We start from the raw sequence: 24,890 nt of genomic DNA, 5'->3' as shown, positions 1-24,890 counted from the left end.
TATCGCTTGGGGCCAGCCCCGGCCCAGCAGATCAAGCCAGCCAGCAAGCCCAAACAGGACCGCGCCATGACACACCACAAAGACCACGACCGAGCACCGCAGCAGCCACAACTGCAGCCGGCCATGCAACTGGATATGGCGGCCGTCGAGGCCGCCAAGAACAGCCTCGATCAAGGCGCCGTGACGCCCGGTTACGGGCCTTGGGCGACCGACATCATCAAGCTGCTGAATGACTCCTTGGCCACCGAACTGGTCTGCGTCTTGCGCTACAAGCGCCACCACTTCACGGCGCAAGGCTTGGCCTCGCCCAAGATTGCCGAGGAGTTCATGGTTCACGCCAATGAGGAGGCGGCGCATGCCGACTTGCTGGCACAGCGCATCGTGCAGCTTGGCGGCGAACCGGACTTCTCGCCCGCTTCCTTGACCGAGCGCAGCCATGCGGCCTACGACGAGTCCAGCGATCTGAAGGACATGATCCGCGCCAACTTGATCGCCGAGCGGGTCGCGATCGAATGCTACAGCCAGCTGATCCGCCTGATAGGCGACAAGGACAGCACCACCCGCCGCATGCTTGAAAGCATCCTCAGCGATGAGCAAGAACATGCCGACGAATTGAAAGACTGGTTGGTGGCCTAAGGCCACAGCCTGCGTATTTTTTTAACCCCAACGGAGACTGACCATGAACACATTCAATGCACGCAATATCTTGGCTGGCGTGATCGCCGCTGTCGCTCTGCTGTCCGCCACAGGTTGCGCCGTCACGCGCGGCCAAGAGCCGGTCGGCGCCTATATCGATGACAGCGCCATCACGACCGCCGTCAAGGCCCGCTTCGTCGAGAACACGGAAGTCGACGCCGCCGCCATCAGCGTGGAAACGATGAAGGGAACCGTGATGCTGTCGGGCTTCGCCAAGAACCAGAAAGAAAAGGATACGGCTCAAAGCCTGACCTGGAAGGTCAATGGCGTGAAGGCCGTCAAGAACGAAATCACCGTTCGTCCTTGAACCTCATTCAATCACCACATTTCAGGAGTTAGCTATGAATTGGGACCGCATCGAAGGCAATTGGAAACAGCTCACCGGCCGCGCCACCGAGCAATGGGGCAAGCTGAGCAAGGACGACTTTGATGTTGTCGCTGGCCGCCGCGAAATTCTGGCCGGCAAAATTCAGGAACGCTACGGCGTCGCCAAGGACGAGGCCGAGGCGCAAATCGGTGCCTGGGAACGTTCCGCCACCGACGACTGGTTCACACCAGCTAACTAAAGAGTTAGTTTGGCGATTGCTTGTCAATGTGCGTCAGCGTACAGACGGCAGACGCCTTGTAGGCGACTATTCAAGCGCCCAAGTTCCTAAGAGCTTGGGCGCTTGTTTTCCTTCCTCGCCTTGTTCGTTCGACCGCTGGCTAGGTCGGCCCGATGAGCGTTGCCCTGTGTTCGGGGTTTGTGTACGCTGTTCGAGGATCGCCCCATGTTGGATGCTGTTTTACCCCTTGCGCCAGCGGTGCAGGATTTTGCCGATGCCGAAGATGATGGCGACGCCGGTGTCAGCATTGGCTCCGCACTGAGCGCCGAGCAGCGCCGCCAAGCCGCCCTGCTCAAAACCGGCGCGCTGCAAAACGCCATTCTCAACAGCGCCAATTTCTCCAGCATCGCGACCGATGAGAAAGGCGTGATCCAGCTTTTCAATGTCGGCGCCGAGCGCATGCTGGGCTTTGCCGCCGCCGATGTGATGAACAAAATCACCCCGGCCGATATCTCCGATCCGCTGGAAGTGATTGCGCGTGCCCAAGCGCTCAGCGTGGAGCTTGGCACCACCATCACGCCGGGTTTTGAGGCGCTGGTGTTCAAGGCCTCGCGCGGCATCGAAGACATCTATGAGCTGACCTACATCCGCAAGGACGGCAGCCGCTTCCCGGCGGTGGTGTCGGTGACGGCGCTGCGCGACGCGGCCGGCGCCATCATCGGCTATTTGCTGATCGGCACCGACAACACGGCGCGCAAGCAGATCGAGGAGGAACGCAAAAAGCTCGACCAGCGCCTGCGTGACCAGCACTTTTACACCCGCTCGCTGATCGAAGCGAATATCGACGCGATCATGACCACCGACCCGGCCGGCATCATCTCCGACGTCAACAAGCAGATGGAGGCGCTGACCGGCTGCACTCGCGATGAGCTGATTGGGGCGCCGTTCAAGAATTATTTCACCGATCCGCTGCGTGCCGAGGCCGGCATCAAGCGGGTGCTGGCCGAGAACAAGGTCACCAATTACGAGCTGACCGCGCTGGCGCGCGACGGCAAACAAACCGTTGTGTCCTATAACGCCACGACTTTTTACGACCGCGACCGTAATCTGCAAGGCGTGTTTGCTGCCGCGCGCGATATCACCGAGCGCAAAGCGCTTGATCTGGTGCTGCAGGATGTCAATGTGGCGCTGGGCAGCGCCAAAGTGGTGGCGGAAAAAGCCAATCAAGCCAAGTCCGATTTCCTCTCCAGCATGAGCCACGAACTGCGCTCGCCGCTGAATGCAATTCTGGGCTTTGCTCAGCTGATGGAGACGGGCGAGCCGCTGCCCGTGCCCAGCCAGCAGGCCAGCATCGATCAGATCCTGCAGGCCGGCTGGTATCTGCTGGAGCTGATCAATGAGATTCTTGACCTGGCCTTGATCGAGTCGGGCAAGCTGTCGCTGTCGCCCGAGCCGATGTCGCTGGCCGAGGTCTTGCTGGATTGCCAGGCGATGATGGAAGCGCAGGCCCAGCGCGCCGGCATCAGGATGAACTTCACCGCACCCGAGGGCCCGGCCTTCATCACCGCCGACCGCACCCGGGTCAAACAGGTGCTGATCAATCTGCTCTCCAACGCGATCAAGTACAACCGCAGCGGCGGTGAGGTGCGGGTCATATGCACAGCCGCTGCGGGCAACGCAGGCGCTGAGGCGCGTCTGCGCCTGAGCGTCGAGGACGATGGCGAAGGCTTGAGCGCGGCGGCGATCGAACAACTGTTTCAGCCCTTCAACCGCCTCGGCCAAGAGGGCGGTGCGACCGAAGGTACCGGCATCGGCTTGGTCGTCAGCAAGCGCTTGATGGAGTTGATGGGCGGCGAGATCGGCGTGCGCAGCCAGCCGGGCATTGGCAGCGTGTTCTGGATCGAGTTGCAACAAGCGCTTGCCCCGCAGTGGGATGCTGAGGCGGCCCTCGCTGATCATTCGCTTAGCCCGCCGGTCAAGCCTGAGCAAGTGCCGGCGGGAGTGGCCACCTTGCTTTATGTGGAGGACAACCCGGCCAATATGCTCTTGATTGAAAAGCTGTTGGCAAGGCGAGCCGATCTGCGCCTGCTGAAGGCGCGCGATGGGCGCCAAGGCTTGGAGCTGGCGCTGATGGCCCTGCCCGACGTGATTCTGATGGACATCAATTTGCCCGGCATCAATGGCTTCCAAGTCTTGCAGGTGCTGCGCGGCAATCCTTTGACGAGCGCTATTCCGGTGATTGCGCTAAGCGCCAACGCGATGCCGCGCGACATTGCCAAGGGCCTGGAGGCGGGGTTTTTCCGCTACCTGACCAAACCGATTCGGGTCGACGAATTTGTCGCCACGCTGGCGCTGGCCTTGCAGGAACGCCAGTTGAGCGGCGCTGCAAGACCGGCGTTTGAGAAAGAGAGCACATGATGAGTGATGAAGCCAGTATTCTTCAAGCGCGCATCTTGGTCGTCGATGATCTGGATGCCAATCTGCAGTTGTTCGAGCGGCTGCTGCACGGTGCCGGCTACACGCAAGTCTGGTCGACCATGCAGCCCACCGAAGTCTGCGCCTTGCACCAGACGCATGATTTCGATCTGATCTTGCTCGACTTGCAGATGCCAGGCATGGACGGCTTCGAAGTGATGGCGGCGCTGCAGCCGCTGCACGCCGACGGTTACTTGCCGGTGATCGTGTTGACGGCTCAACCGGCCCACAAGCTGCGCGCCTTGCAAGCAGGGGCCAAGGACTTCATCAGCAAGCCGTTCGACCTGCTGGAGGTCAAGACGCGCATTCACAATATGCTGGAAGTGCGGCTCTTGTACAAAAAGCTGGCCAGCTTCAACCAGCTCTTGGAGCGCACGGTGGCTGAGCGAACCGCCGAGCTGCGCGAGAGCGAAAGCCGCTTTCGGCGCTTGACCGAGTTGGCCGCCGATTGGTACTGGGAACAAAACGAGAGCGGCGACTTCACCACCGTGTCCGGCCCGGTGCAAGAGCTATTGGGCCTGGGTCTGGGCGCATTTCTAGGGCACGCAAACAAGGGCAGTGTCAGCGGCTGGAACGAAGTCGAGCGAGCCCAGGTGCAAGCGGCCATTGCGGCCCGTCGGCCCTTCTTGGACTTCAGCTTCAGCCGCACCGGCGCTGACGGCGTCGAGCACCGATACCGGGTCAGCGGTGAACCGATGTTCGACCAGCGATCTGGTTTTGTCGGCTACCGCGGCATTGGCTGCGAAGTCTTGACCGAGGCTTGCAAGGTTTGCAAGCAGTCCCTGCTGCTGACGCCAATGCAAGCGCCGCCTGCGCATAAGCCTAGCCGCTTGTTAGTCGGGCAGCCAGTTGACCAGGTCGAGGTTTGATGATTTCTCCAGCCTGGCAGCCCGGAAGCTCAGTGGCTCAGCATCAGTTGCAGGATCACGCCGGTCGCAATCGCCACCAGCAGATAGTCATCCCCCGATTGCACCCAGTGGTAGCCGCGTGGCGGCGCATAGAGCTGGTGAGCGCGCCAATCTTGCACCACATAGGGGTGTTGCCGATATTGCGAAGGCAGGCGCTGCCCGCGGTAGTAGTTGAAATCCGGGCCGGCGCCGCGTCCTTCGTAGCGGCCGCCCTGGCGGCTGTCGTAGCGACCGTCGCTGCGCTGCTCATAGCGGGGGTCTCGGCGCTGCTCCCGAGGCTCATCTCTGCGCTTGTCATCGCGCCGCGGTGGCTGCTGCTGATGTTGGTCTTCCCGATCGTCGCGAGCGCCGCGTTCGCTCTTGTCGCTCTTGTCGTGCGGCTGCGCCTGCACCCCGCCACTCAGCAGCAGGCTCATCACCAGCAGGCCGCTCAGGCATTGTTGCTTCTTGCTCATAGGGAACTCCTCGTGGCGGCTCGGAGCGAGCGACCGTGCTTTGGAGCCTAGAGCCAGCGGCGTGTGCTGACTGTGCGTCAGCGTACGCCTGCACACGCGCCTTAGAGCGGGCTCACTCCAATCAGCGCCGCATGCCCCCAGAAGGCAAAACCGGCCCAGACCAAAGCGCCGATCAAGAGCGTCAGCGCGGTGCCGCTGGCCTTGGCCGTCAGCACAGCGGGTGGGTTCAAGCGATCACGCTGGCGAGCAGCGCGAAAGCTCAGCACGGCCCACACCAAAAAGCTGCCGAACAGCAGCAGATCGGCCAAGCTGTTGTTGGCCAGCAAATGCCCGAAGGCCCAGAGCTTGACGCCCAAAACCATGGGGTGATGCAGCCGGGCTTTGATGGCATTGCGCGGTATATAGGCGGCGGCCAGCATCACAAACGCGATCAGGGTCAGCAGCGCGGCGAGGTGGTTCATGCCTTTGGGCGTGGCCCAGAGGATTTGAGGATTTTGACGAGCCAGGCCATAGCCCCAGAGGATCAAACCAAAACCCAGCAAAGACAGCGCCGTGTAGCCCAGCTTCCAGGCTGCGGCGCCGCGCCGGCGCACTTGCGCACTGCGCCAGTCATTGGCAACAATGCGCACCGAGTGCACGCCCAAAAATATAAACAGCCCCAAAACCAGTTCAAGCATCAATGTTCTCCGCGCGGCAACGCTGCCTCTGGCTCGCTTTGTACGCGATCAGTAGCTGATGACGACCTTGCTGGTTGGGATATTATGTAAATATATCTAAAGGACTAAACAATGACGATAGGGGTGGGCGGGCAGACCGCCGAGCAGGCCTTGGCGGGGCTGAGCTCAATGATGGCCGGCGCCGAGCCGATTGGTGTGGCCGAGTACCGCACGCGGGTCGCTAGCGTGCAGGCGCTTTTGCGCGAACGGGGTCTCGGCGCGCTCTACGCGCATGCCGGCACGAATATGCGTTACTTCAGCGGCACCGTCTGGTACCCCAGCGAACGCCTGGTGGGTTTGATCATCCCGGCCGAGGGTGAGCCGCAATACGTGGCGCCGGCTTTTGAAGAGGGCACTCTGCGGGAATACATGCAGCTGCCGGGCGACTTGCATGTCTGGCAGGAGCATGAAAGCCCTTACGCCTTGTGCCGGCGAGTGCTGGCGCAAGCGGGCGTGGCCAGTTCGGCGCGCTTGGCCGTCAGCGAGGACACGCCGCTCTTCGTCCTTGACGGTCTGCAGCGCGAGGGGCTTGCCTGGGTCAATGCCAAGCCGGTCACCGCCGCCTGCCGCATGCACAAGTCAGCGGCCGAAATCGCCCTGATGCAGCGTGCGCATGACATGACCATGGCCGTGCACCGCGCCACGGCCAGCATGCTCAGACCGGGCATCACGACCACCGAGGTCGAGGCCTTTATTGCGGCGGCCCATCGCAAGGTGGGTGCCAGCGGCTCCTACTTTTGCATCGTGCTGTTTGGCGTGGCCAGCTCCTTCCCGCATGGGGTCAAGGAGGCGCAAGTCTTGCAGGACGGCGATATGGTCTTGATCGACACCGGCTGTCTGGTCCATGGCTATATGTCGGACATCACCCGCAGTTATGTGTTTGGCGAGCCCAGCACGCGCCAGCGGCAGATCTGGAATCTGGAGAAAGCCGCGCAGGCGGCCGCCTTTGCGGCTGCGCAGTTGGGCACGCCTTGCCGCGAGTTGGACCGTGCCGCGCGCAGCGTCATCGCTGCCGCTGGCTTGGGCCCAGGCTATCAATTGCCGGGCCTGCCGCACCGCACCGGCCATGGCTGCGGCCTGGACATCCACGAATGGCCTTATCTGGTTGAAAACGATGAAACACCGCTGGCCCCCGGCATGTGCTTCAGCAACGAGCCGATGATTTGCGTCCCCGGTGAGTTCGGCATCCGGCATGAGGACCATGTCTATATGAGCGAGGACGGGCCGCGCTGGTTCAGCCAGCCGGCGCATTCGGTCGACGATCCCTTTGGGCTGCAGGCCTGATCAGCTCGCGTCGCAGGCTAAAAAAACGTGCTGTTTTAGAAAGCTGGCACGGAAGCTGCTACACCTAGATATCTTCAGTTGTCTCCTCCATCGCCCCTGGATGGATTTATGCCCCGGGCCTCGTGCCTGGGGCTTTTTTTTGCCTGTTCTTGCCAGCTAGCTGCAAGGGCTGCCTGTTCTTGGTGCGTGTGCGGGTTTGCCTTGCACCAAGGCGAGTCGTGGGGGTCAAAAATGAGTGCAGGCCTCGCTGGGCCAAGCGAAGTGAAGCCGCGCAGCGCTGTGCAGCGGCCCACTGGCGAATCTGCTCAGAGTTGCACCAAGCTTCCAACGCCCCACAGCAAGGCGGGGTAAATCAAGCCCCACACCAAGGCGACCAGCAACAATGCTTTGAGGGCCAAGGTTGCGCTCTTGGCGCGCTTTTGATCGGCTATCAGCTTCATGGATGCTCCTGTTCAGAGGTGATTGCGGTGGCAAGCCGCACGCAAGAGCCATGCCCAGGGCCTCAAGCGAGGGTGAAAGCAGCGGGCGGTGTTTCCAGTCAAAATGCCGAGCTTGATTCCCAGGAGTGTGTCTCGCATGAAGCCCTTGTTTGATTTGTTCCGGCCGCGCCTCGGCGCATCGGCCATTGCCTTCTTGATGGCCTCAGGCGCCGTACTGGCCCATACGCCCATGCCAGCGCCTGCGGCCGCCGCGTCTGAGCCGGCTGCGGCCGTGCTGGCGCCTAACGCCAATTTGTTGGTGCAGGGTATTCCGCCGGTGCCGCAGAGCCTGGCCGATGCGGTGGGCCGCTATAACGACTTCCGTGGTCATGGTTTTGTGGCCTGGCACCCGAGTCAGCGTGAGATGCTGGTGACGCACCGCAAGGCCGGCGCCAATACGGCCCAGCTCTACCGGGTCAGCAAGCCCATGGCCGAGCCGGAGCAGCTGACCGACGCCGCCGACCCCGTCAGCAACGCCAGTTATGAGCCGCGCAGCGGACGCTACATCGTGTTTGCCCGCGCCAGCGGCGGCAACGAGGTGGCCCAGCTCTATCGCTTGGACGCAGCCAGCAAAGAGCCGCTGCTGCTTACCGACCCCAACCAGCGGCATGCGATGAGCGGCTGGTTGCATCACAGCAGCCAGATGCTGTTCACCTCGGTGCCGCTGGACCGTACGGCCGCAGGCGGCAGCCGCGCCCAGGTGCTGACGCAGCTGTGGCTGATGGATCCGCTCAAGCCGGCGCAAAAACGCCTGTTGGCCGAACTGCCGGGTGGCGGCTGGGGCGTCGGCGCTGTGTCAAGGGACGACAAGCAGATCGCGCTGAGCGAATACATCTCGGCCAATGAGTCGCGCATCTGGCTGCTCGATATTGCCAGCGGCGAGAAACGCCAGATCTTGCCTGCAGCGGGTGAGCAGCTGCGCGCCAGCCATCGGCCTGCCGAGTTTTCGCACGACAACAAGTCGCTGCTTTTGCTGACCAACCGTTTTGGCGAGTTCGTCGAGCCAGCGCGTTATACCTTTGCCGACGCCAAGCTCTCGCGCATAGATACCCAAATCCCCTGGGATGCCAGCGGCATCACGCTGACCGAGGACGGCAAGCGCCTGGCGCTGCAGTTCAATATCGATGGGCGCGACGAGCTGCGCTTTTATGACGCGCGCAGCTTCAAGCCGCTGCCGACCCCGAAGCTGCCCGCCGGCAGCATAGGCAGCGCCGAATTCGACCGCAAGCGCGGTGAGCTGGCGTTCAGCATCAACGGTGCCCAAGGGCCAAGCCAGCTCTTCACGCTGGACGCCAAGGGTGCTGTGCAGCGCTGGACGCAGGCCTATGCGCCGGCCGGCATTGACACGCAGCAGTTCACCGATCAGCAAGTGGTGCGCTGGAAGAGCTTTGATGGCCGCGAGATTTCGGGCCTGCTGAGCCTGCCGCCGGCCAAATTCACCGGCAAACGGCCGGTGGTCATCAGCATCCATGGCGGGCCGGAAGGGCAGTCCACGGTCGGTTTCCTGGGCCGCAACAACTACTATTTGCAAGAGTTGGGCGTCGCCTTCATCCAGCCCAATGTGCGCGGCTCGGCTGGTTTCGGCAAGACTTTTCTCGATTTGGACAATGGCTTCAAGCGCGAAGATTCGGTCAAGGACATTGGCGCGTTGCTGGACTGGATTGCCACGCAGCCGAATCTGGATGCGTCCCGTGTGCTGGTGATGGGCGGCAGCTATGGTGGCTATATGACTCTGGCCGTGGCCACAAACTACCCCGAGCGCATCGTCGGCGCGCTCGACGTGGTGGGCATTTCGCACTTTGTCACCTTCTTGAATAACACCGAAAGCTATCGGCGTGATCTGCGTCGGGTCGAGTATGGCGACGAGCGCGATCCGGCCATGAAGGCTCACTTGGAGAAGATCTCGCCGCTGAGCAATAGCGCCAAGATCAAGGCTCCGCTGTTTGTGGTGCAGGGCAAGAACGATCCGCGCGTGCCCTACACCGAGGCTGAGCAGATTGTGACCAAGGTGCGTGAGCAAGGCACGCCGGTTTGGTATTTGCGCGCCGACAACGAAGGCCATGGCTTTGCGCGCAAAGAGAACCAGGACTATTTGTTCTACTCCACCATCATGTTTATGCAGCAAACCTTGCTGAAATAGGGTCAGGTCTTGCCCGCTGTGGCGGGCTGAATTTTCAAAGTATTTTCAGCTTCGGCCGAAATGCTTGAATTTCAATGCTAAAGTCCGGCCTCTTCTTAGGAAGACACCTTGCCCAGGTGGCGGAATTGGTAGACGCACTAGTTTCAGGTACTAGCGGGTAACTCCGTGGAGGTTCGAGTCCTCTCCTGGGCACCAAACAAGAAAGGCCAGCACGCAAGTGCTGGCCTTTTGCGTTTGGGGCGCAGGAAGCAAGGCCCCAGCGGGCCTTGCGTGAGGACGAGAATGGCGTCCGCATGCTTGCGGCGCCGGGGTCGAGGGACGTGACCGAGTCCTCTCCTGGGCACCAAACAAGAAAGGCCAGCACGTAAGTGCTGGCCTTTTGCGTTTGGAGGCCAGGAAGCAAAGTCCCCCTTGCGCCGGGGTCAGGTCTTGCTCCATTGGCGTTCAAAGTCGGCCGCCAATATCGGCCGGCCAAACAAATAGCCCTGAGCGTAGTCACAGCCCGCTGCCAGCAGCAGCGCAGCTTGCTCGGGCGTCTCGACGCCCTCCGCCACCACCTTCATGCCCAGTGCATGGGCCATGGTGATGATGGCCGTGCAAAGCGCCAGGTCTTTGGCGGCGGGGCGCAGGTTGCGCACAAAGCGTTGGTCGATCTTGAGCAGGTCGATCGCGTACTTTTGCAGATAGGCGAGCGAGGAAAACCCAGTGCCGAAGTCATCCAGCGAGACTTGAAAACCGGCCGCATGCAGGGCGGCGAGTTGGGCCTCTACTTGGTCATCGGCCTCCAGCAGCAAACTCTCGGTGATTTCTATCGTCAAGGCGTCGCCGGCCAGATCGAGTTGCTGGAGGGTGTCGCTCCAGTTCGTACTGACCGGCATGTTGTCGGCTTGCTGGCGAAACTGCACCGGAGATTTATTCACACTGATCTGGAAGCCGCTGTCAAAGCGACTGCGCCATTGCTTGGCCTGCTGCGCGGCCTGCATAAACACCCAGGCTCCGATTTCGAGTATCAAGCCACTGGTCTCTGCCAAGGGCACAAAGACGCCCGGGCCGATCACGCCCTGGCTGGGGTGCCGCCAACGCAACAGGGCCTCGGCCTTGTGCACCTCGCCATTGCGCAGGTCGACGATGGCCTGGTATTCGATGAACAGCTCCTGCCGGGCCAGCGCTTCGCGCAGGTCGTTGCTCAGGCGCATGCGCTGTAGCGCGGCTTGTTGCAGCTCCGGCGTGAAGTAGCCCAGGCGGTTGCGCCCGGCTGCCTTGGCCGCGTACAAGGCTTGATCAGCATGTTTGAACAAGCTCTCGATTTCTTCGCCGTCGTGCGGGAAGTGGCTGATGCCAATGCTGGCCGAAACAAAGACCCGCTCGCTCGACAGCTGAAAGGCGGCGGACAGCGTGGCGATGATGTGCAGAGCGACTTCGCGCGCGCGGGCTTCGATCTGCAACTCGGCCGGCTCGACGCGCAGCAGCACCGTGAACTCGTCGCCACCCATGCGCGCGACGGTGTCGCCGCGGCGCAGGCAGGCCTGGATGCGGGCACCCGCCTCAATCAGCAGGCGGTCGCCCATATCGTGGCCCAGCGTGTCATTGACCTCTTTGAAGTGGTCGAGGTCAATGAACAGCAGGGCCAGCTCGGCGCCTTGTTGGCGCGCCTCGCTCAAGCTCAGCTCCAACTGCTCCCGCAGGCTGCGCCGATTGGGCAGGCCGGTCAGCGGGTCGAAGTGGGCTTGCTGCCAGATCAAGTCTTCGGCGGCTTTGCGCTGTGTGATGTCGGTATGTGTGCCCACCATGCGCAGTGGCCGGCCCTGCTCATCGCGGCTGATGACCATGCCGCGGCTGTGTATCCATTTCCAGTTGCCTTCCTTGCAGCGAACCCGGTGCTCGTTGCTGTAGCTGCTGGTGAGGCCGGCAAAGTGGGCTTCGCGGTCAAGCTGCATTTGGGCCAGATCGTCGGGGTGGGTGCGGGCATCGAACTCCGCCGGTGTCGGCCTGACATCGTTCTCGGCATAACCGTAAATTTGCAGGTAGCGGGGCGAGTACAACTCGACGCCGCTTTGCACATACCAATCCCAGACGCCGTCGCCATTGCTCTCCAGCGCCAACTTCCACAAATCATCGGCGTCTTGCAGTTCTGATTCGATGCGCTTGCGCTCATGGATATCGCTGTGCGTGCCCAGCAGCAAGACTGTGCTTTCGCCGGGCCCGGCCGCCAGTGCATTGGCCTGCAGCAGATGCCAGCGATAGCTGGCGTCGGCCGCTCGCAGCCGGTAGTCCCGCGTCAAAGGCTGAGGCAGCGGCAGCGCAGGCGCGCTGCTCTGGTAGTCGCGGCAGGCCTGCTCGAAGCCCGGCCAATCATGAGGGTGAACGATGGCTTGCCAGCCCTGGCGCTGCAACTCGGGCCAGCTCAGGCCGGCGTAGCGCAGCAGCGCGGCCGATGCGAAGCGGATCTTGAATTGATCGTCGAGCACCCAGGTCAAGGTCATCAAAGCGTCCAGCACCAAGCCCATGGGCCTGCCTAGTTGCGCCAGGTCCAGATCGGCGGCTTGAGTCGCGGCCTGTTCTTGCTGCAGATCTGCGTTGACGTCGAGTTTCATCGGTCCCGTTGAGTGAGTCCGTCCACGCCTGCAGCTTACTTGATTCCCGTCAAACTCCATCATTTGGGCCGGCAAAACTGGTTTCTAGATGCGTCCGAGCCAAAGATTGCCGTCTTGAGCCTTGTTTCATGCGGCTGCCCATCGGCAATCGCGCGGTTTGGGTGAAAATGGCGAGGCCCGAGATCGTCGGGTTCCACCGTGAGAAGAGATTCTGGAATGAACAAAACCGAACTGATTGCACACCTGGCTGCCAAGCATGAGCTGACCAAGGCCGAAGCCGGCCGTATCCTCGAGACCCTGCTTGAAGCAGTGGTTAGCACCGTGAAAAAGGGCGGCGCCGTGGCTATCCCCGGCTTTGGCTCCTTCAAGCAACATGCCCGCGCAGCGCGTACCGGCGTCAACCCGAGCACCGGCGACAAGATCAAGATCGCCGCTGCCAAGCTGCCTAAGTTCACACCCGGCGCCGGTTTCAAGGCCGCTGTTGACCCGAAGGCCGCTGCCCGCAAGGCCGCCAAGGTGGCAGCCGCTCCAGCCAAGGCTGTAGCCGCCAAGCCAGCCGCCAAGGCTGCCGTGAAGAAGGCGAAGAAGTAATCTGCTAGCGCATGGGCTCGCCGGTGTCAGAAGGCACATGGCAGGCAAATGGCAGGCACAAGCAGACCAACAGCGGCCGAGCACCTTTGTAGGTGCCCGGCCGTTTTTTTTGGCGCTGCTGTGGCACAGTGCGGGCTTCTATGTTGAGCAAGGACGCGACCAGTGGCAAGCAAAGTAGGGTCTAGCCCGACGATTGTTGATGTGGCCGAACAAGCCGGCGTGTCGATCAAGACCGTTTCCCGCGTGCTCAACAAGGAAGCCGGCGTGCAGGACAAGACCCGTGAGCAAGTGCTCAAGGTCGTGGCCGAACTGAAATACCGGCCCAAGCTGGCCGCGCGCAGCATGGGCGGCGGGCGCTCCTTTTTGATCGGCCTGCTCTATTACGACCCCAGTGCAGCCTTTGTCGGCGGGGTCCAGCAGGGAGCGACGCTGCGCTGCCGAGAGTCAGGCTACCACCTGGTGGTGGAGTCTCTGCACAACGACGCTCCGGACATCTACAACCAGGTTGACCGCATGGTCTCGGCGCTGCGCCCGGACGGCATGATTTTGACGCCGCCCCTGTGTGATAACCCCAAGGTTCTGCAGGCTCTGCGCGACAACGAAACGCCTTTTGTGCTGCTTTCGCCTGGACAAGAGCCGGCCGATCAGTTCAGCGTGCGCATGGATGACGAGCTCGCCGCCGAAGAGGTCACGAACTTGTTGATCAGCCTGGGCCATGAACGCATTGGCTTCATCCGAGGCGCACCCGATCAGGCGGCCTCGGAGCTGCGCTACCGGGGCTTTGTGCGTGCCATGCAGGCCCATGATCTGACGGTTGAAGAGAGCCTGGTGTGGGAGGGCGACTTCACCTTCCCCAGCGGCGTGGAAGGGGCGCACAAGCTGCTGAGCCGCAGCGTGCGACCTACGGCCGTCTTTGCCAGCAATGACGATATGGCTTTGGGTGTGCTGGCTGCGGCGCAGCGCTTGGGGTTGAACGTGCCGGCCGATTTGTCGATTGCCGGCTTCGATGATTCCAGCGCAGCCAGCCTAGTCTGGCCGCCGTTGACCACCGTGCGCCAGCCGACGCACGAGATGGCCAGCGTGGCGGTGGAAATGCTGATCACCGCCAAGGGCAATGACGCCGAGGCGGCGACGCCGCAAAGCTCACACCGGGTGCTGCCGCACCAACTGCTGGTGCGGGACTCCAGCCGCGCCCTGCACCCATCAGCACATCCGCACCTTGCGCCGAAGAAGGTCTGAATCGAGGGGGATGGGCAAGGGCGGCGGGCGCGCCCTCAAGCCGCCAGCTTGGCGCTCTGGAAGAAAGCGTTGACGGTCAAGCGCCCCAGGCCCGCCTGGTAGGCTGCGCTGGCGGCCTGAATGTCGCCGGAGTGGAAGATGCTGCCGTCGTAAAAGACCGCGCGGTTCCATTTGGCCGGCACGCGGCCAATCACCTCGAAGTAGCGGTTGCTCTGCGTCATATAGCCCGCCGGTATGCCATATTTATTGCCGAAGTCGCTGCCGCTCAGGCTTTTTGCGTCGGCCAGAAAGCTTTGGGTGTCGGCCTCGGACATCAGCGAGCGGAACAAGACGGTGCCGCCCAGCCGCTCATCCCCGAACAAATAGTGGACGAGCGCGCACATCATCTGCCCGGGCTCCAAACCAGAGTCATCGCGGTGGCAGGTGCGCTGGCGGGCATCCAGCGTGCTGGCTTCTTGGGTGACGCGCGAAAAGCGGCCATACATGCCCAAAGGAGGGCCGGCCTGCAGCCGGGCGCGCAGATGGTGGCGGAAGTAGTCGTCAAGCTGCGCGGCCATCTCGGCGGGTAAGTCCAGCTGCGGGCCAGGGTAGGGGTGGCCGGCAGGTCTGTGGAACTGATTCGAGACCGACTGCGCCAAGCGCACCAAGCCATCCGGGTCCTGCACGAAGTCATCGATGACGAAGACTTCTTGACCGTTGCTCAGCGGGATGGTTTGAATATGGGGCTTGGGATTCAGCAGCAATGCAGGGCCGGAAGAGGTGTTGACTTTGGGGGCTGCTGACGGACTGGTTGTTGCCGGCTTGGGCGCGCCGCAGAACCGGCCGACATAGTCCTGATGCTTGGGCAGCTTGATGAGGCTGCGCGCGGCGTCTTTGCGGATCTCGCCGAGAAATTCGCCCAGGTCGGCGTCATTCATCTGACGTGTCACCGGATGGTGGGCGCTGGGCGCAATGCCCTGGCCCATCATCACCTGAATCCACGAGTTATCGCGGAACAGCTCGTCGGAGTCGAGGCAAACCCGTGCCGAGTCCTTGAAGAGCTGGATGCGATGGGCCAACAAGTTAGGCACCGCCATCTCGCGGCAATCACGCCAGAGTTTGGCATCGGTGCGATTGTTGACGTGGTAATGCAGGATGATGAAGTCTCGAATCGTCTCGATGGCGCGGCGCGATTGGTCGTTGTATTCGTCAATATCGCTTTGGCAAATGCCATCGGCCGGGAACATCTGAATCAAGCGCGTCAAGCCGCGTTGAATCAGGTGAATGCTGGTGGACTCCAGTGGCTCCAAAAAGCCGCTGGACAGGCCGATGGCCACGCAATTGCGCTTCCATACCAGCTCGCGCTGGCCCGGCGTGAACTTGATGACGCGCGGCTGGCGCATCACCTCGCCCTGCACATTGGCCAGCAGTGCGACCTTGGCCGCCTCGTCGTCGAGATGGCGGCTGCTGAAGACCAGGCCGTTGCCGACCCGGTGCTGCAGCGGAATCCGCCATTGCCAGCCCCAGGGGTGGGCGATCGAGCGGGTGTAGGGCACGGCCTCGCCGACCGAGGCGGTCTGCACGGCCACGGCGCTGTCGCAGTGCAACCATTCCGACCAATCTTGATAGGCCACGCCGAGGGTCTCGCCCAGCAGCAGTGAGCGCATGCCGGTGCAGTCGATGAACAGATCGCCTTCGATCAGCGAGCCGTCATTCAAGCTCAGCCCGGTGATGCCGCCATGGCTGGCCTCGCCGCTGAGGTCGCTGTGCACCTTGACGATCTTGCCCTCGATGCGCCGCACGCCCAGGGCCTCGGAGTAACGGCGCAAATACTGGGCATAGAGCGTCGCGTCGAGGTGGTAGGCGTAGTTCAGGCCGGTGTTGGGCAGATGGGCAAAACGATTGTCCATCGCCGCGCGCAACTCCAGGCAATAGTCACCATAGTCGCTGGCCAGTCCACGCTTGCGGCCCTCCAGCCAGAAATGCTGAAAGCCGGCCGTCCAATGTGGCTTGCCGGTCGTGCCGAAGGAGTGGAAGTAATGCTCGCCGACATTGCGCCAGTTCTCGAAACTGATGCCCAGCTTGAAGGTGGCCTGCGTGGCGGCCATGAATTCGCGCTCATCGATGCCGAGGATCTCGTGAAAGAAATGCAGGGTCGGGATGGTCGCTTCGCCGACGCCTATGGTGCCGATTTCTTCCGACTCGATCAGGCGGATGTCGTACAGGCGGCCCAAGCTTTTGGACAGGCCGGCGGCCACCATCCAGCCGGCGGTCCCGCCGCCGGCAATGACGATGCGGCGCACGGGCTTGGAGGCGTAAGGTGTTGGTGTTGATGTTTGGGTCGAGGGGTTCATGGGCAGGGCCTCACTCACTAACTAGCGATTCAGTCGGTTCAGCAGCACCGAGCGCAGATGGCGCGCACGGTCCGGCGTGATGGGTGCCAGCACGCCTTGAGCGTGGGGCGGGATATGGGCGGCGGTTTGTGCGTCCGCGTGGAAAACATAGTGATCGAACAAAGCCTCCCAGGCTTGGCGCTGGGCCGGCGGCAGCTCACGCAGCGTCATCAGGGCCAGCATCAAGGTGTTCATTGGCGAGTCCATAAAGGCAGGGCTTTGCCGCCACCAGAAGTTCACCAGCGCGCTGATAGGCTCCAGCGCCTCCACCGCATGCCACCACAGGCTGGGGATGAACACCGCGTCCCCAGGCAGCAGTTCCACCGTCTGTGCCTGCGCCAGCGCTTGCGCATAGCGCGGGAAGCGCTCGAAGTCTGGCTTGGCAATATCGACCAGGCTGATGGCTTGACCGGCCGGGGTCAGGTCCAGGGGGCCGATGTATAGATTGGCGACCTGTTCGGGCGGGAACAGTGTGAAGCGACGCCGCCCGGCGACGACGCAGGCGATGTTGTCGGGCAGGTCGAAATGGGCGGCCACGCGCACCCGATTGCCCAGCCACAGGCTGACCAAGGGCTCGGCCACATTCAGCGGCAAGTCATTCGCTTGGCGCAGGCCGGGGAAGGAGCCGTCAAGCTCGGTGGAGCCCAGATAGAGTGCGGGCGGATTCGCCACTTTCGCCTGCGCCAGCAACTCGTCCAGCAGGGCGCCGAAGCCGGCAATCTCGCGCTGATAGTTGAAGCCGCTGAAATCGGTGTTGTAGAAGAATCGGCCTTCGATGGCCGGCGCGCCGCGCCACAGCCCGACCTTGGTGGCTGCACCGGCGGCGCCAAAGCCGCGCAGGTAGTCGCAGAACTGCTGATCTGATTGCTGCGCAGCCTGAACCATCGGCCAATGGCGCACCAAGCCGCGCAGCAGTACCGGCTCGGTGCTTTGCAGCAGATCGGCGGGCAAGGCGTCGGCGCGGATGTCGCTGCGCTCGAGCATGGGTCGGCTCATGGCTTCAAGCTTCGCGTGCGAGTTGCAGGCGGATCAGCGTGTGTAAATGGGACAGCGAGGCCACGGCCATATAGATGGGCATCAGATAGTCCGCTTGGTGCAGCAGGCCCACCGTCTTTTCGTCCAGGGCCGCGAGGCGCTCTTCATGGATGGTGTACAGGCCGACCAAGCGGCCATGCGAGCCGTCTGGCCGCTCTACATCCAGGACAAAGGGCTCCAGCAACTCATGCGCGAGCAGGGCGTCTATGAAGGCGGGCGTCGCTTGCAAGCCTTCGTGCAAGGTCTTCAGCACCGAGTTGGCATGTTCCAGAAACTCGCTTGTGCCGCCCAGCGGCAAGAACACCGCCTCGCCTTCGGCGCCCTGGCTGATGCGCGGGCTGGCCATATCGACCAGCATCCGGAGCTCATCCTCGTTGACGCCAATCATGAAAGGCTCGCGCTGCATGGCCAGGGGCACATAAGGCACCGTCCAGCCCTCGGGGCCGAGGAAAAGGTTCTGACCTTCTTGCAGGCCGAACAGGGCCAGCGGCTGCATCGCGCCTTGATCGTTCTTCTGAAACACGATGGGGTAATGCACCTGCAGGCGGCGAAACTCGTCCGGTGTGGCGATACAGGACATCCTTGCGTCACCCCATTCGGCACCACGGCGGGTGATGATGCGCAGGTCTTTGTGCGTGATGTTGTCGAGCAGTTGTGGGTTTTGCATGGCGTATCAGTTGGGGTGAATAGGGGGCTTGGCTTGGTGCTTAGGTCATGCCGTGCGCCTGGATGTGGCGTATCAAATCGCGGTGGCGCGGCAGGCCGCCCAGCATTCGTTTGCTGGCGCTGCTCACCTGCTGGAAGCAGGCTTGCGCCTGTGCCAGGCGGTTCGCGCGGGGGGGCGGCAGCTGCGGTTTGAAGCCCATGCCGTAAAGCACATATTGATAGCTGGCGGCGGGAAACACTTCGTCGACGCGAAACAGATCGCCGCGCAAAGGGGCCCGGTGCCGCCACAGCTGCAGCAGCTCGCCCAAGCGTTCGGGCATGGAGGCCGCTTGGCGATGCTCGCGCCAGTAGTCGGCGTCATTGCGCTGATTCAAGGCGTAATGCAGTTTGAGGAAGTCGATGATGCGGGCCCAGCGGTAGTCGAAGGCCTCGTTGAAGCGTTTGGCCACGAGGGCCATATCGGCGCGGGTAGCGGGCAGCTCATCGCGGATCATCGCGGCCGACAACTCGACCAGCGCGAGTGCCGAGGCCTCCAGCGGTTCGATAAAGCCTGAGGACAGGCCCACCGCCACGCAGTTGTGATGCCAGAAGCGTTCACGGTAGCCCGGCGCGAAGGGGATGTGGCGCGGGCTGGGCAGCTCGGCCGCGGCCGGGCCGCCGCTGCGGGCAATATGCTGGCGCAGCGCCAGTTCTGCTGCCTCGCGGCTGGTATGGGTGCTGGAGTAGACCAGGCCAACGCCGCGCCGGCTGGGCAGGCCTATGTCCCAGGTCCAGCCTTCGGCATGGGCCGTGGCGATCGTGACCGAGGCCAGCGGGCCCTGTGTATCGGAGTAGGGCACTTGCAGGGCCAAGGCGCTGTCATTGAACAGCACATGCTGTTGCGAGCGCAGCCCGATGCCGTAGTGCTGACCAATCAGCAAGGCCTTCAGGCCCGAGCAGTCGATGAAGAGATCACCCTCGATCGCGCCGTGGCTGCGGGTCTGCAGGGCTTTGAGGTCGCCGTTTTCATGGGTGAGCACCTGGGTGACTTCGTCGGCCACATGCCTCACGCCAAGTTTCTCGGTGGCGTGCTTGCGCAGCAGGACGCCCAGCTTGACGGCATCGAAGTGGTAGCCGTAGTTGAGGGCGCCGCCGAATTCTGGCGTTGTCACTTGCTTGGGGGCCAAGCTCGCATCGCAGACCAGGGGTTGAGGGCTCACGCTAAACGCAAAATCCTGCGCAAAGCCCTGCTCGGTGCCGGCGTGCAGCCAGGCGCCCACGAGATCGACCTCACCATGGCCCTGCGGCAGCGAGAAGGGGTGGTAATAGCGGTCGGACTGTTTGTTGCTGGCCTTGTCGCTGGCCTCGCCGCTCACGTCGCCATTGACCCAGCCGTCGAAACGCGAACCTTGTTTGAAGGCAGTGTCGCAGTCGCGCAGCAGGTCAAGCTCGCGCAGACCGATGCGCTGCAGCGTCTCGCGCATCGAGGGCCATGTGCCTTCACCCACCCCGATGGCGGGAGCGTTGGGCGATTCGATCAGGCTGATCTGCAATTTGCCGTCTTCCAAACCACCATGTTCTGCGGCCAACAAGGCTGCGCTCAGCCAACCCGCCGAGCCGCCCCCCAACACTACGATGCGCCGCACCGCTTCCGTCATATCAAGTCTCGCGATCACTGTAGGACTGCTTCTATACGGACCCGAACCGACATGGCCTTTTGAGGGCCATGCCGGTTCGGTGTGCTTGCCGTTTAGAACGAGTAGCGTGCCCCCACCAGATAGCGGCGGCCCGTTTGAGTCACGGATACTAGCTGCTCTTTGGTGCGGCCGTGCTGGCGGATAACCCCGTCGTTCAGGTTGAGGAAGTCAGCCTGGAAGGTCAGGTTCTTCGTCATCCGGTAGGCGATCGTCATGTCCATCTGACCATAGGGCTCGGTGTAGATAGGGTTGTTGCCGGCGCCATCGGTCGTTGCCGCCAGGAACTCGCCGCGCCAGTTGTAAGCGCCGCGCACCGAGAAGCCTCCGCCTTCATAAAAGCCCACCAGGTTGTAGGAGTTGCTCACCCCGACCAAGGCCGACTGTGCAGCCGTGCTGTGGTTGTCGTAGGACAGTCCGGATGACACCCGGGTGTAGTTGCCCGCGACGCCGAAGCCGGAGTTGCCGAACAGATGCTGCGCGTTCAGCTCAACGCCACTCAGGTTATCGCCCTTGGCATTCGCCGGCGTGGTGACCGCAAATTGCAACAGGGGATCGGTCGCCTGGCCCACGATGGTGCCCTGGATTTCGCCGGCCGCATTGACGCCGGTTTTGGTCACACCCGGCTGGCCGTTGAAGTTGTTGAAGATGTAGTTGCGCTGGCACTTGGGATCGGTGGCCGAGCAGCCGCTGGCTATTGCCGCAAGGTAGTATTTGCCCCCAATCGGCGTGTGAACCTGGCCGACCGGCTGCCTGACCGTGGTGCTGGAGATGAAGTTGGTGATGTTCTTGCGGAACAGACCTGCGGCCACATAGCTGGACTTGCTGTAGTAGTACTCAAGCGAGGTGTCCCAGTTTTTGGACAGCAGTGGCAGCAGCGCGGCATTGCCGGTGGAGCCGGTGCCGCCGCCTGCGTTGGCCGTGTCACCCACCGTCACGCCGCCTGCGAGCGCAGCCCAACCGGGGCGGCCTATGGTCTCGCCGTAGCTGGCGCGCAGCTTCATATTGGCCGTCAGGTCGGCATCCCAATCGATGCTTGGGAGCCAGTAGCTGTATTTGCCGCTGGATGAACCGAAGGTCGTTCCGCCGGACTGCACCGAGATCTCGTTCAAAGAACCCCAGCTGGCACCCGTCAGCGACAGCACTTGCGAGCTGGATTCGACCTTGGTCGATTCGCGCCGCACGCCGACCGACACGCTCATCGGAATGGCGGTGTCGAAGCTGTGGTCGTATTGCAAGAAGCCGCTGGTCGACTTTTCCGTCGTGCGCAGGTCGGCGCCCTTGGTGAAGTCGGTATAGGCCGCGAAGTAGGCCTCTGCTTCCTCGCGCGTCAGCGGTGTGGGGTGGCTGGAGGTGCCCGACTTCATCGCAATTTCAATCGCGCGGGCGCGCATGGCGTTGAAATCAAAGGAGTAGAACTTCTGCAGCAGGCGCGGATCGTCGCTGCCCTTGACCTGGCCGAAATAGCTCGGCAGGCTTTCGGTATTGAACAAGCTGGCGGCGTAATCGCCTTGCTTGCCGACACCGCCCCAGTCGCCGTTTTGGTGGTTGACGGAGGCCGAGCGGTTGTTCACCTTGGTGCTGGAGATGCCGAAGTTCAGCTTGTCGTCGCTGCTGAGCTTGTAGGCGCCCCGGAACTGGGCCTGATCGATCTTCTGATCGCTCAAGGCATTGTCAAAACGGGTGCCGGCGACCTGGATCTTGTTGGTGTCAAAGACCGTGTTGGGCAGGCTCAGGATGGGCATGTCCTGGTTGTAATAGCCGATGGCATCGCCTTGGCTGAACATGCCCGAGCCGATCACAGAATAAGTGCCGTAAGGACTGTTGGCCCCCGTCTTGGCGGTGGAGCTGTGTGCATCGAGCTCCACGTTCAGTTGCTCGTTGATCTTCCATTCCGCGTTGAAGCCGGTGGAACGGTTCTTCGCCTTTTCGCCGTACTGACCACCGTCGATGGCGAGGTCATGATCCTTGGCCGGGAACAAGGCCGAGTAAGAAATCGGGCCAGCGACCGGGCCGTCAGTCCAGGCCGAAGGGCCGCCTTGGAAATTGAACCACGTGCCGACCTGTACGTTCTTCTTGTTGACCGTGTTGTCGGCCATCGTGTAGTCAAGCGTGAACTTGAGGTCTTTGCTGGGCGCGTATTGCAGCACCAATTGGCCGTTGGTGCGCTCGCGCTCCAAGGCGGTCAACGCATAGCGCAGGTCCACCGGCGTCGAGTACAAAGTATTCGGGCCTGGACGGTTGGTGATTTGCTCGTAACCGGGCTCGCCCTTTCTCGGAATCGCACCCCAGCCGCTCTCGTCGCCAAGGAAGGGGTGCCAGCCGTTTTGCGTGTAGGCCTTGTTGGAGCCGGAATCGCGCCGCGAGAAGCTGCCGCTGATCGAAATGCCTATGGTGCCGTTGGCAAAGGTGTCGCTGTAGATGCCGGACAGATCAGGCGTTATGCTGCTGCCTTGATACATCTCGGGCAGGCGATCATTGGAAGCGTCGTGATTGGCCTTGACGGAGAAGCTGGCGATGCGTTCTTTGCTGTCGAGTGGACGCGCGGTCTTGATATTGATGGTGGCGCCGATGCCGCCGGCCGGCTTGGCGGCGCGGCTGGTCTTGAACACCTCGATCGCCGAGACCGAGTCGGACGAGAGATTGGAGAAGTCGAAGGCGCGCGACGAGTTGGCTGAGCTGCCGCCCTCGGCGCTATTGAGCAAGGCGCCGGGCATTTGACGGCCGTTCAAGAGCACCATATTGAAGTCGGCGCCGATACCGCGCACGGTGACGCGGGATCCTTCACCGCTTTGACCGCGTTCGATCGACACGCCTGAGATGCGCTGCATCGATTCCGCCAGATTGGTGTCTGGGAACTTGCCGATGTCTTCCGCAACGATGCCGTCCACCACGCCGTGGTTTTCGCGCTTGAGCGAAACGGCGGATTCGAGCGATCGGCGGATGCCGGTGACGACCACCGTGTCGAGTTGCTGCGCATCGGCAGCGAGGGTGGGTGTGGCTGCTTGCTGGGCCTGGCTGGCGGGTGCAAACAGAGTCAACAAGGCCGCGCAAGCGCTGGCCACGGGTTTCACGTTCAGGGCACGCCGCTGGGCGATCGTGCTCGGACGGTGTTGGAACTGAGCTCTTTTCATATGTCTCCTATGGATTCTGCGCTGGGTACCGTGAACTGGATTTCCATCCACTGCGGTTTGATGGAGAGGGTGCAACCGCGGCCATTTGAGACCTTGGATGCAGTGTCGTTTAGCGCATGGTGTTTGCCACGCGGGTCGCTTCTATGAGTTCCTCTGGACTTGCTCCGGTCGTCGCCCTCGGGCGCTTCCCTTTGACAAGGCGAGGCCATGATACGAATCAAAAGACAACGTTGTCAACGGCGATATGACAGCGTTGTCGTTTTCCCCTAGTTGAAAAAAACAACAGCCCCTTGTGCAGAGCCAGAATGCCGTCGTTATCGGCACCCTGGGCTTTTGTATGTGCGAATAGGGGTAAACGACAGCGTTGTCTATTTCTCGTTGACAACGTTGTCTTTTTTTAATTATTATGGCCGCGCACCATCGCAAAGAGCGCCGCCTTAATTTGAAACCCGAACCCATGACAGCCAACGACAATTTCAAGCCCGCAGACACCAACTTGGCGACGCACTTTCCTGCCGGCTTTCAATGGGGCTCAGCCACCAGTGCGGCTCAGATAGAAGGTGCATCGGCGCTCGACGGCAAGGGGCCATCGATTTGGGATACTTTCTGCGGCGAGCCAGGGCGCATCAATGATGCCTCCAACATCGATGTGGCGTGCGACCATTACCACTTGTTCCGCGAAGACATTGCGCGCATGAAGTGGTTGGGCCTGGAGGCCTATCGCTTCTCTATCTCCTGGCCGCGTGTGCAGGCCTTGGGCGAAGGCGCGTGGAACGAAGCCGGCTTTGCTTTTTATGATCAGCTGATTGACGCCTTGGTAGAGGCCGGTATCAAGCCCCATGTCACGCTCTATCACTGGGACTTGCCGCAAGCGCTGCATGACAGCATGGGCGGCTGGTTGTCGCGCGAGATCGTGCCGCACTTTGCCGCCTATGCGGCCGAAGTGGCCCGCCGCTTTGGCGCCAAGGTCGCCAGCATCGCGACATTGAACGAACCCTGGTGTGTGGCAACCTTGGGTTATGAAACCGGCCAGTTTGCGCCGGGCATGCGCAGCCGCAAAGCAGCAATGCAGGTTTCGCATCATTTGATGATGGCGCATGGCGCGGCGATCCAAGCGATGCGCGCCGTCACGCAGACGCAACTCGGCGTGGTCTTGAACCACACGCCGGCATTTCCCGCCGAGCCGATCGAGGCCGATCGCCAGGCAGCGCGTATCGATGATGGTTTGAATGTGCGCTGGTATATGGACCCGATTTTTCGCGGCAGCTATCCGGCCGATGTGATCGAGCACCTGGGCGAAGACGCCCCGCAGATAGAGCCGCAAGACCTGACCCTGATCCAGCAGCCGCTGGACTTTCTGGGGGTCAATTTCTACACCCGCAGCTTTATCAGCACGCAGACACCGGCGGTACCCGCGCCGGGCAAGCTGGGCTTCACCGATATGGGTTGGGAAATCTACCCCAAGGCATTGACCCAGCATTTGGTGCGCATCACCCGCGAGTACTCGCCGCCGCCCATTTTCATCACCGAAAACGGTATGGCCAATGCCGATGAACTGGTGGACGGGCAGGTGATGGACGTCGAACGCATTGCCTATCTGAAAGCGCATCTGGCCGCTTTGGCGCAGGCGATGGATATGGGGGTGGATGTGCGGGGCTATTTCTACTGGAGCTTGCTCGATAATTTCGAATGGAATTCGGGCTACCTCAAGCGTTTCGGCATCTTCCATGTGGACTACAGCAATCAGCAGCGCGTGGCCAAGGCCAGCGCACATTGGTACCGAGCGTTGATCGAGGCCTTCGGGAGCGCGAGTCGTGGCGGCGCCTGAGCGGGCTGCGCTGACGCAGTCAATCCTGGCACAGCAGCAAATGCACAAGCCCACGCAGCC

19 protein-coding genes and 1 tRNA gene are annotated in these 24,890 nt (G+C 62.0%); 11 read left to right on the top strand and 9 right to left on the bottom strand.

Features of this window, described 5'->3' with window-relative positions:
• Window positions 1-123: 123 nt before the first annotated feature.
• The 5 genes from LNV08_RS16430 to LNV08_RS16410 all read left to right on the top strand — a co-directional run bounded on the left by LNV08_RS16430 (window position 124) and on the right by LNV08_RS16410 (window position 4,585).
• Window positions 124-636, top strand: coding sequence for a ferritin-like domain-containing protein (locus LNV08_RS16430; protein ID WP_263535062.1), 513 nt, complete (start codon window positions 124-126; stop codon window positions 634-636).
• Window positions 637-679: 43 nt separating this feature from the next.
• A complete protein-coding gene (locus LNV08_RS16425) occupies window positions 680-1,003 on the top strand; it encodes a BON domain-containing protein (protein WP_263534813.1) in 324 nt (107 codons plus the stop codon).
• Window positions 1,004-1,037: 34 nt separating this feature from the next.
• Window positions 1,038-1,262 carry a CsbD family protein gene (locus tag LNV08_RS16420; RefSeq protein WP_263534812.1) on the top strand — a complete coding sequence of 75 codons (225 nt, stop codon included), beginning with the start codon at window positions 1,038-1,040 and terminating at the stop codon, window positions 1,260-1,262.
• Between the two features lie 204 nt (window positions 1,263-1,466).
• Window positions 1,467-3,659 (top strand): PAS domain S-box protein, encoded by a 2,193-nt coding sequence (locus LNV08_RS16415; protein ID WP_263534811.1) that lies wholly within the window; start codon window positions 1,467-1,469, stop codon window positions 3,657-3,659.
• Window positions 3,659-4,585, top strand: a complete 927-nt coding sequence (locus LNV08_RS16410) for a response regulator (protein WP_263534810.1) — start codon at window positions 3,659-3,661, stop codon at window positions 4,583-4,585. Before LNV08_RS16415 ends, LNV08_RS16410 begins: the two co-directional genes overlap by 1 nt.
• Before the next feature lie 29 nt (window positions 4,586-4,614).
• On the opposite strand, the gene LNV08_RS16405 is transcribed toward LNV08_RS16410, so the two are convergent.
• Window positions 4,615-5,079 carry an RcnB family protein gene (locus LNV08_RS16405; protein ID WP_263534809.1) on the bottom strand — a complete coding sequence of 155 codons (465 nt, stop codon included), beginning with the start codon at window positions 5,077-5,079 and terminating at the stop codon, window positions 4,615-4,617.
• 101 nt (window positions 5,080-5,180) lie between these two features.
• Entirely contained in the window at window positions 5,181-5,756 is a 576-nt protein-coding gene (locus LNV08_RS16400; RefSeq protein ID WP_263534808.1) for an NnrU family protein, read from the bottom strand.
• A gap of 111 nt (window positions 5,757-5,867) precedes the next feature.
• Here LNV08_RS16400 and LNV08_RS16395 point away from each other — a divergent pair, with 111 nt between their 5' ends.
• Window positions 5,868-7,079: a M24 family metallopeptidase gene (locus LNV08_RS16395; RefSeq protein WP_263534807.1), complete on the top strand. Its 1,212-nt coding sequence runs from the start codon at window positions 5,868-5,870 to the stop codon at window positions 7,077-7,079.
• Window positions 7,080-7,384: 305 nt separating this feature from the next.
• Here LNV08_RS16395 and LNV08_RS16390 read toward each other — a convergent pair whose 3' ends face one another.
• Window positions 7,385-7,519, bottom strand: a complete 135-nt coding sequence (locus tag LNV08_RS16390; protein WP_263534806.1) for a hypothetical protein — start codon at window positions 7,517-7,519, stop codon at window positions 7,385-7,387.
• Window positions 7,520-7,655: 136 nt separating this feature from the next.
• Between LNV08_RS16390 and LNV08_RS16385 the strand changes: the two genes are divergently transcribed.
• Window positions 7,656-9,698: a prolyl oligopeptidase family serine peptidase gene (locus tag LNV08_RS16385; RefSeq protein ID WP_263534805.1), complete on the top strand. Its 2,043-nt coding sequence runs from the start codon at window positions 7,656-7,658 to the stop codon at window positions 9,696-9,698.
• Between the two features lie 110 nt (window positions 9,699-9,808).
• Window positions 9,809-9,893: transfer RNA gene (locus tag LNV08_RS16380), tRNA-Leu, on the top strand.
• A 227-nt stretch (window positions 9,894-10,120) separates the two neighbouring features.
• On the opposite strand, the gene LNV08_RS16375 is transcribed toward LNV08_RS16380, so the two are convergent.
• Complete coding sequence (locus tag LNV08_RS16375; protein ID WP_263534804.1) at window positions 10,121-12,292, bottom strand: putative bifunctional diguanylate cyclase/phosphodiesterase; 2,172 nt, start codon at window positions 12,290-12,292, stop codon at window positions 10,121-10,123.
• A 216-nt stretch (window positions 12,293-12,508) separates the two neighbouring features.
• Here LNV08_RS16375 and LNV08_RS16370 point away from each other — a divergent pair, with 216 nt between their 5' ends.
• Window positions 12,509-12,883 carry an HU family DNA-binding protein gene (locus tag LNV08_RS16370; protein WP_263534803.1) on the top strand — a complete coding sequence of 125 codons (375 nt, stop codon included), beginning with the start codon at window positions 12,509-12,511 and terminating at the stop codon, window positions 12,881-12,883.
• 162 nt (window positions 12,884-13,045) lie between these two features.
• Complete coding sequence (locus tag LNV08_RS16365; protein WP_263534802.1) at window positions 13,046-14,122, top strand: LacI family DNA-binding transcriptional regulator; 1,077 nt, start codon at window positions 13,046-13,048, stop codon at window positions 14,120-14,122.
• 35 nt (window positions 14,123-14,157) lie between these two features.
• Here LNV08_RS16365 and LNV08_RS16360 read toward each other — a convergent pair whose 3' ends face one another.
• The 5 genes from LNV08_RS16360 to LNV08_RS16340 all read right to left on the bottom strand — a co-directional run bounded on the left by LNV08_RS16360 (window position 14,158) and on the right by LNV08_RS16340 (window position 23,002).
• The gene (locus LNV08_RS16360; RefSeq protein WP_263534801.1) at window positions 14,158-16,455 is read right to left on the bottom strand and encodes a tryptophan 7-halogenase; all 2,298 of its coding nucleotides are present in this window, start codon (window positions 16,453-16,455) and stop codon (window positions 14,158-14,160) included.
• Window positions 16,456-16,476: 21 nt separating this feature from the next.
• Complete coding sequence (locus tag LNV08_RS16355; RefSeq protein WP_263534800.1) at window positions 16,477-17,490, bottom strand: cupin-like domain-containing protein; 1,014 nt, start codon at window positions 17,488-17,490, stop codon at window positions 16,477-16,479.
• A gap of 4 nt (window positions 17,491-17,494) precedes the next feature.
• Entirely contained in the window at window positions 17,495-18,196 is a 702-nt protein-coding gene (locus LNV08_RS16350) for a SapC family protein (RefSeq protein WP_263534799.1), read from the bottom strand.
• A 40-nt stretch (window positions 18,197-18,236) separates the two neighbouring features.
• Window positions 18,237-19,850 (bottom strand): tryptophan halogenase family protein, encoded by a 1,614-nt coding sequence (locus LNV08_RS16345; protein ID WP_263534798.1) that lies wholly within the window; start codon window positions 19,848-19,850, stop codon window positions 18,237-18,239.
• 74 nt (window positions 19,851-19,924) lie between these two features.
• Window positions 19,925-23,002: a TonB-dependent receptor gene (locus tag LNV08_RS16340; RefSeq protein ID WP_263534797.1), complete on the bottom strand. Its 3,078-nt coding sequence runs from the start codon at window positions 23,000-23,002 to the stop codon at window positions 19,925-19,927.
• Between the two features lie 457 nt (window positions 23,003-23,459).
• Here LNV08_RS16340 and LNV08_RS16335 point away from each other — a divergent pair, with 457 nt between their 5' ends.
• Window positions 23,460-24,830: a GH1 family beta-glucosidase gene (locus tag LNV08_RS16335; RefSeq protein WP_263534796.1), complete on the top strand. Its 1,371-nt coding sequence runs from the start codon at window positions 23,460-23,462 to the stop codon at window positions 24,828-24,830.
• Window positions 24,831-24,890: the final 60 nt, after the last annotated feature.

The sequence above is a fragment of the Paucibacter sp. TC2R-5 genome (genome assembly GCF_025717605.1).
Lineage (GTDB): Bacteria > Pseudomonadota > Gammaproteobacteria > Burkholderiales > Burkholderiaceae_C > Paucibacter_A > Paucibacter_A albus.
Note: the sequence above shows the minus strand (reverse complement) of the source record. Positions and strands in the feature narration are given on the sequence as shown.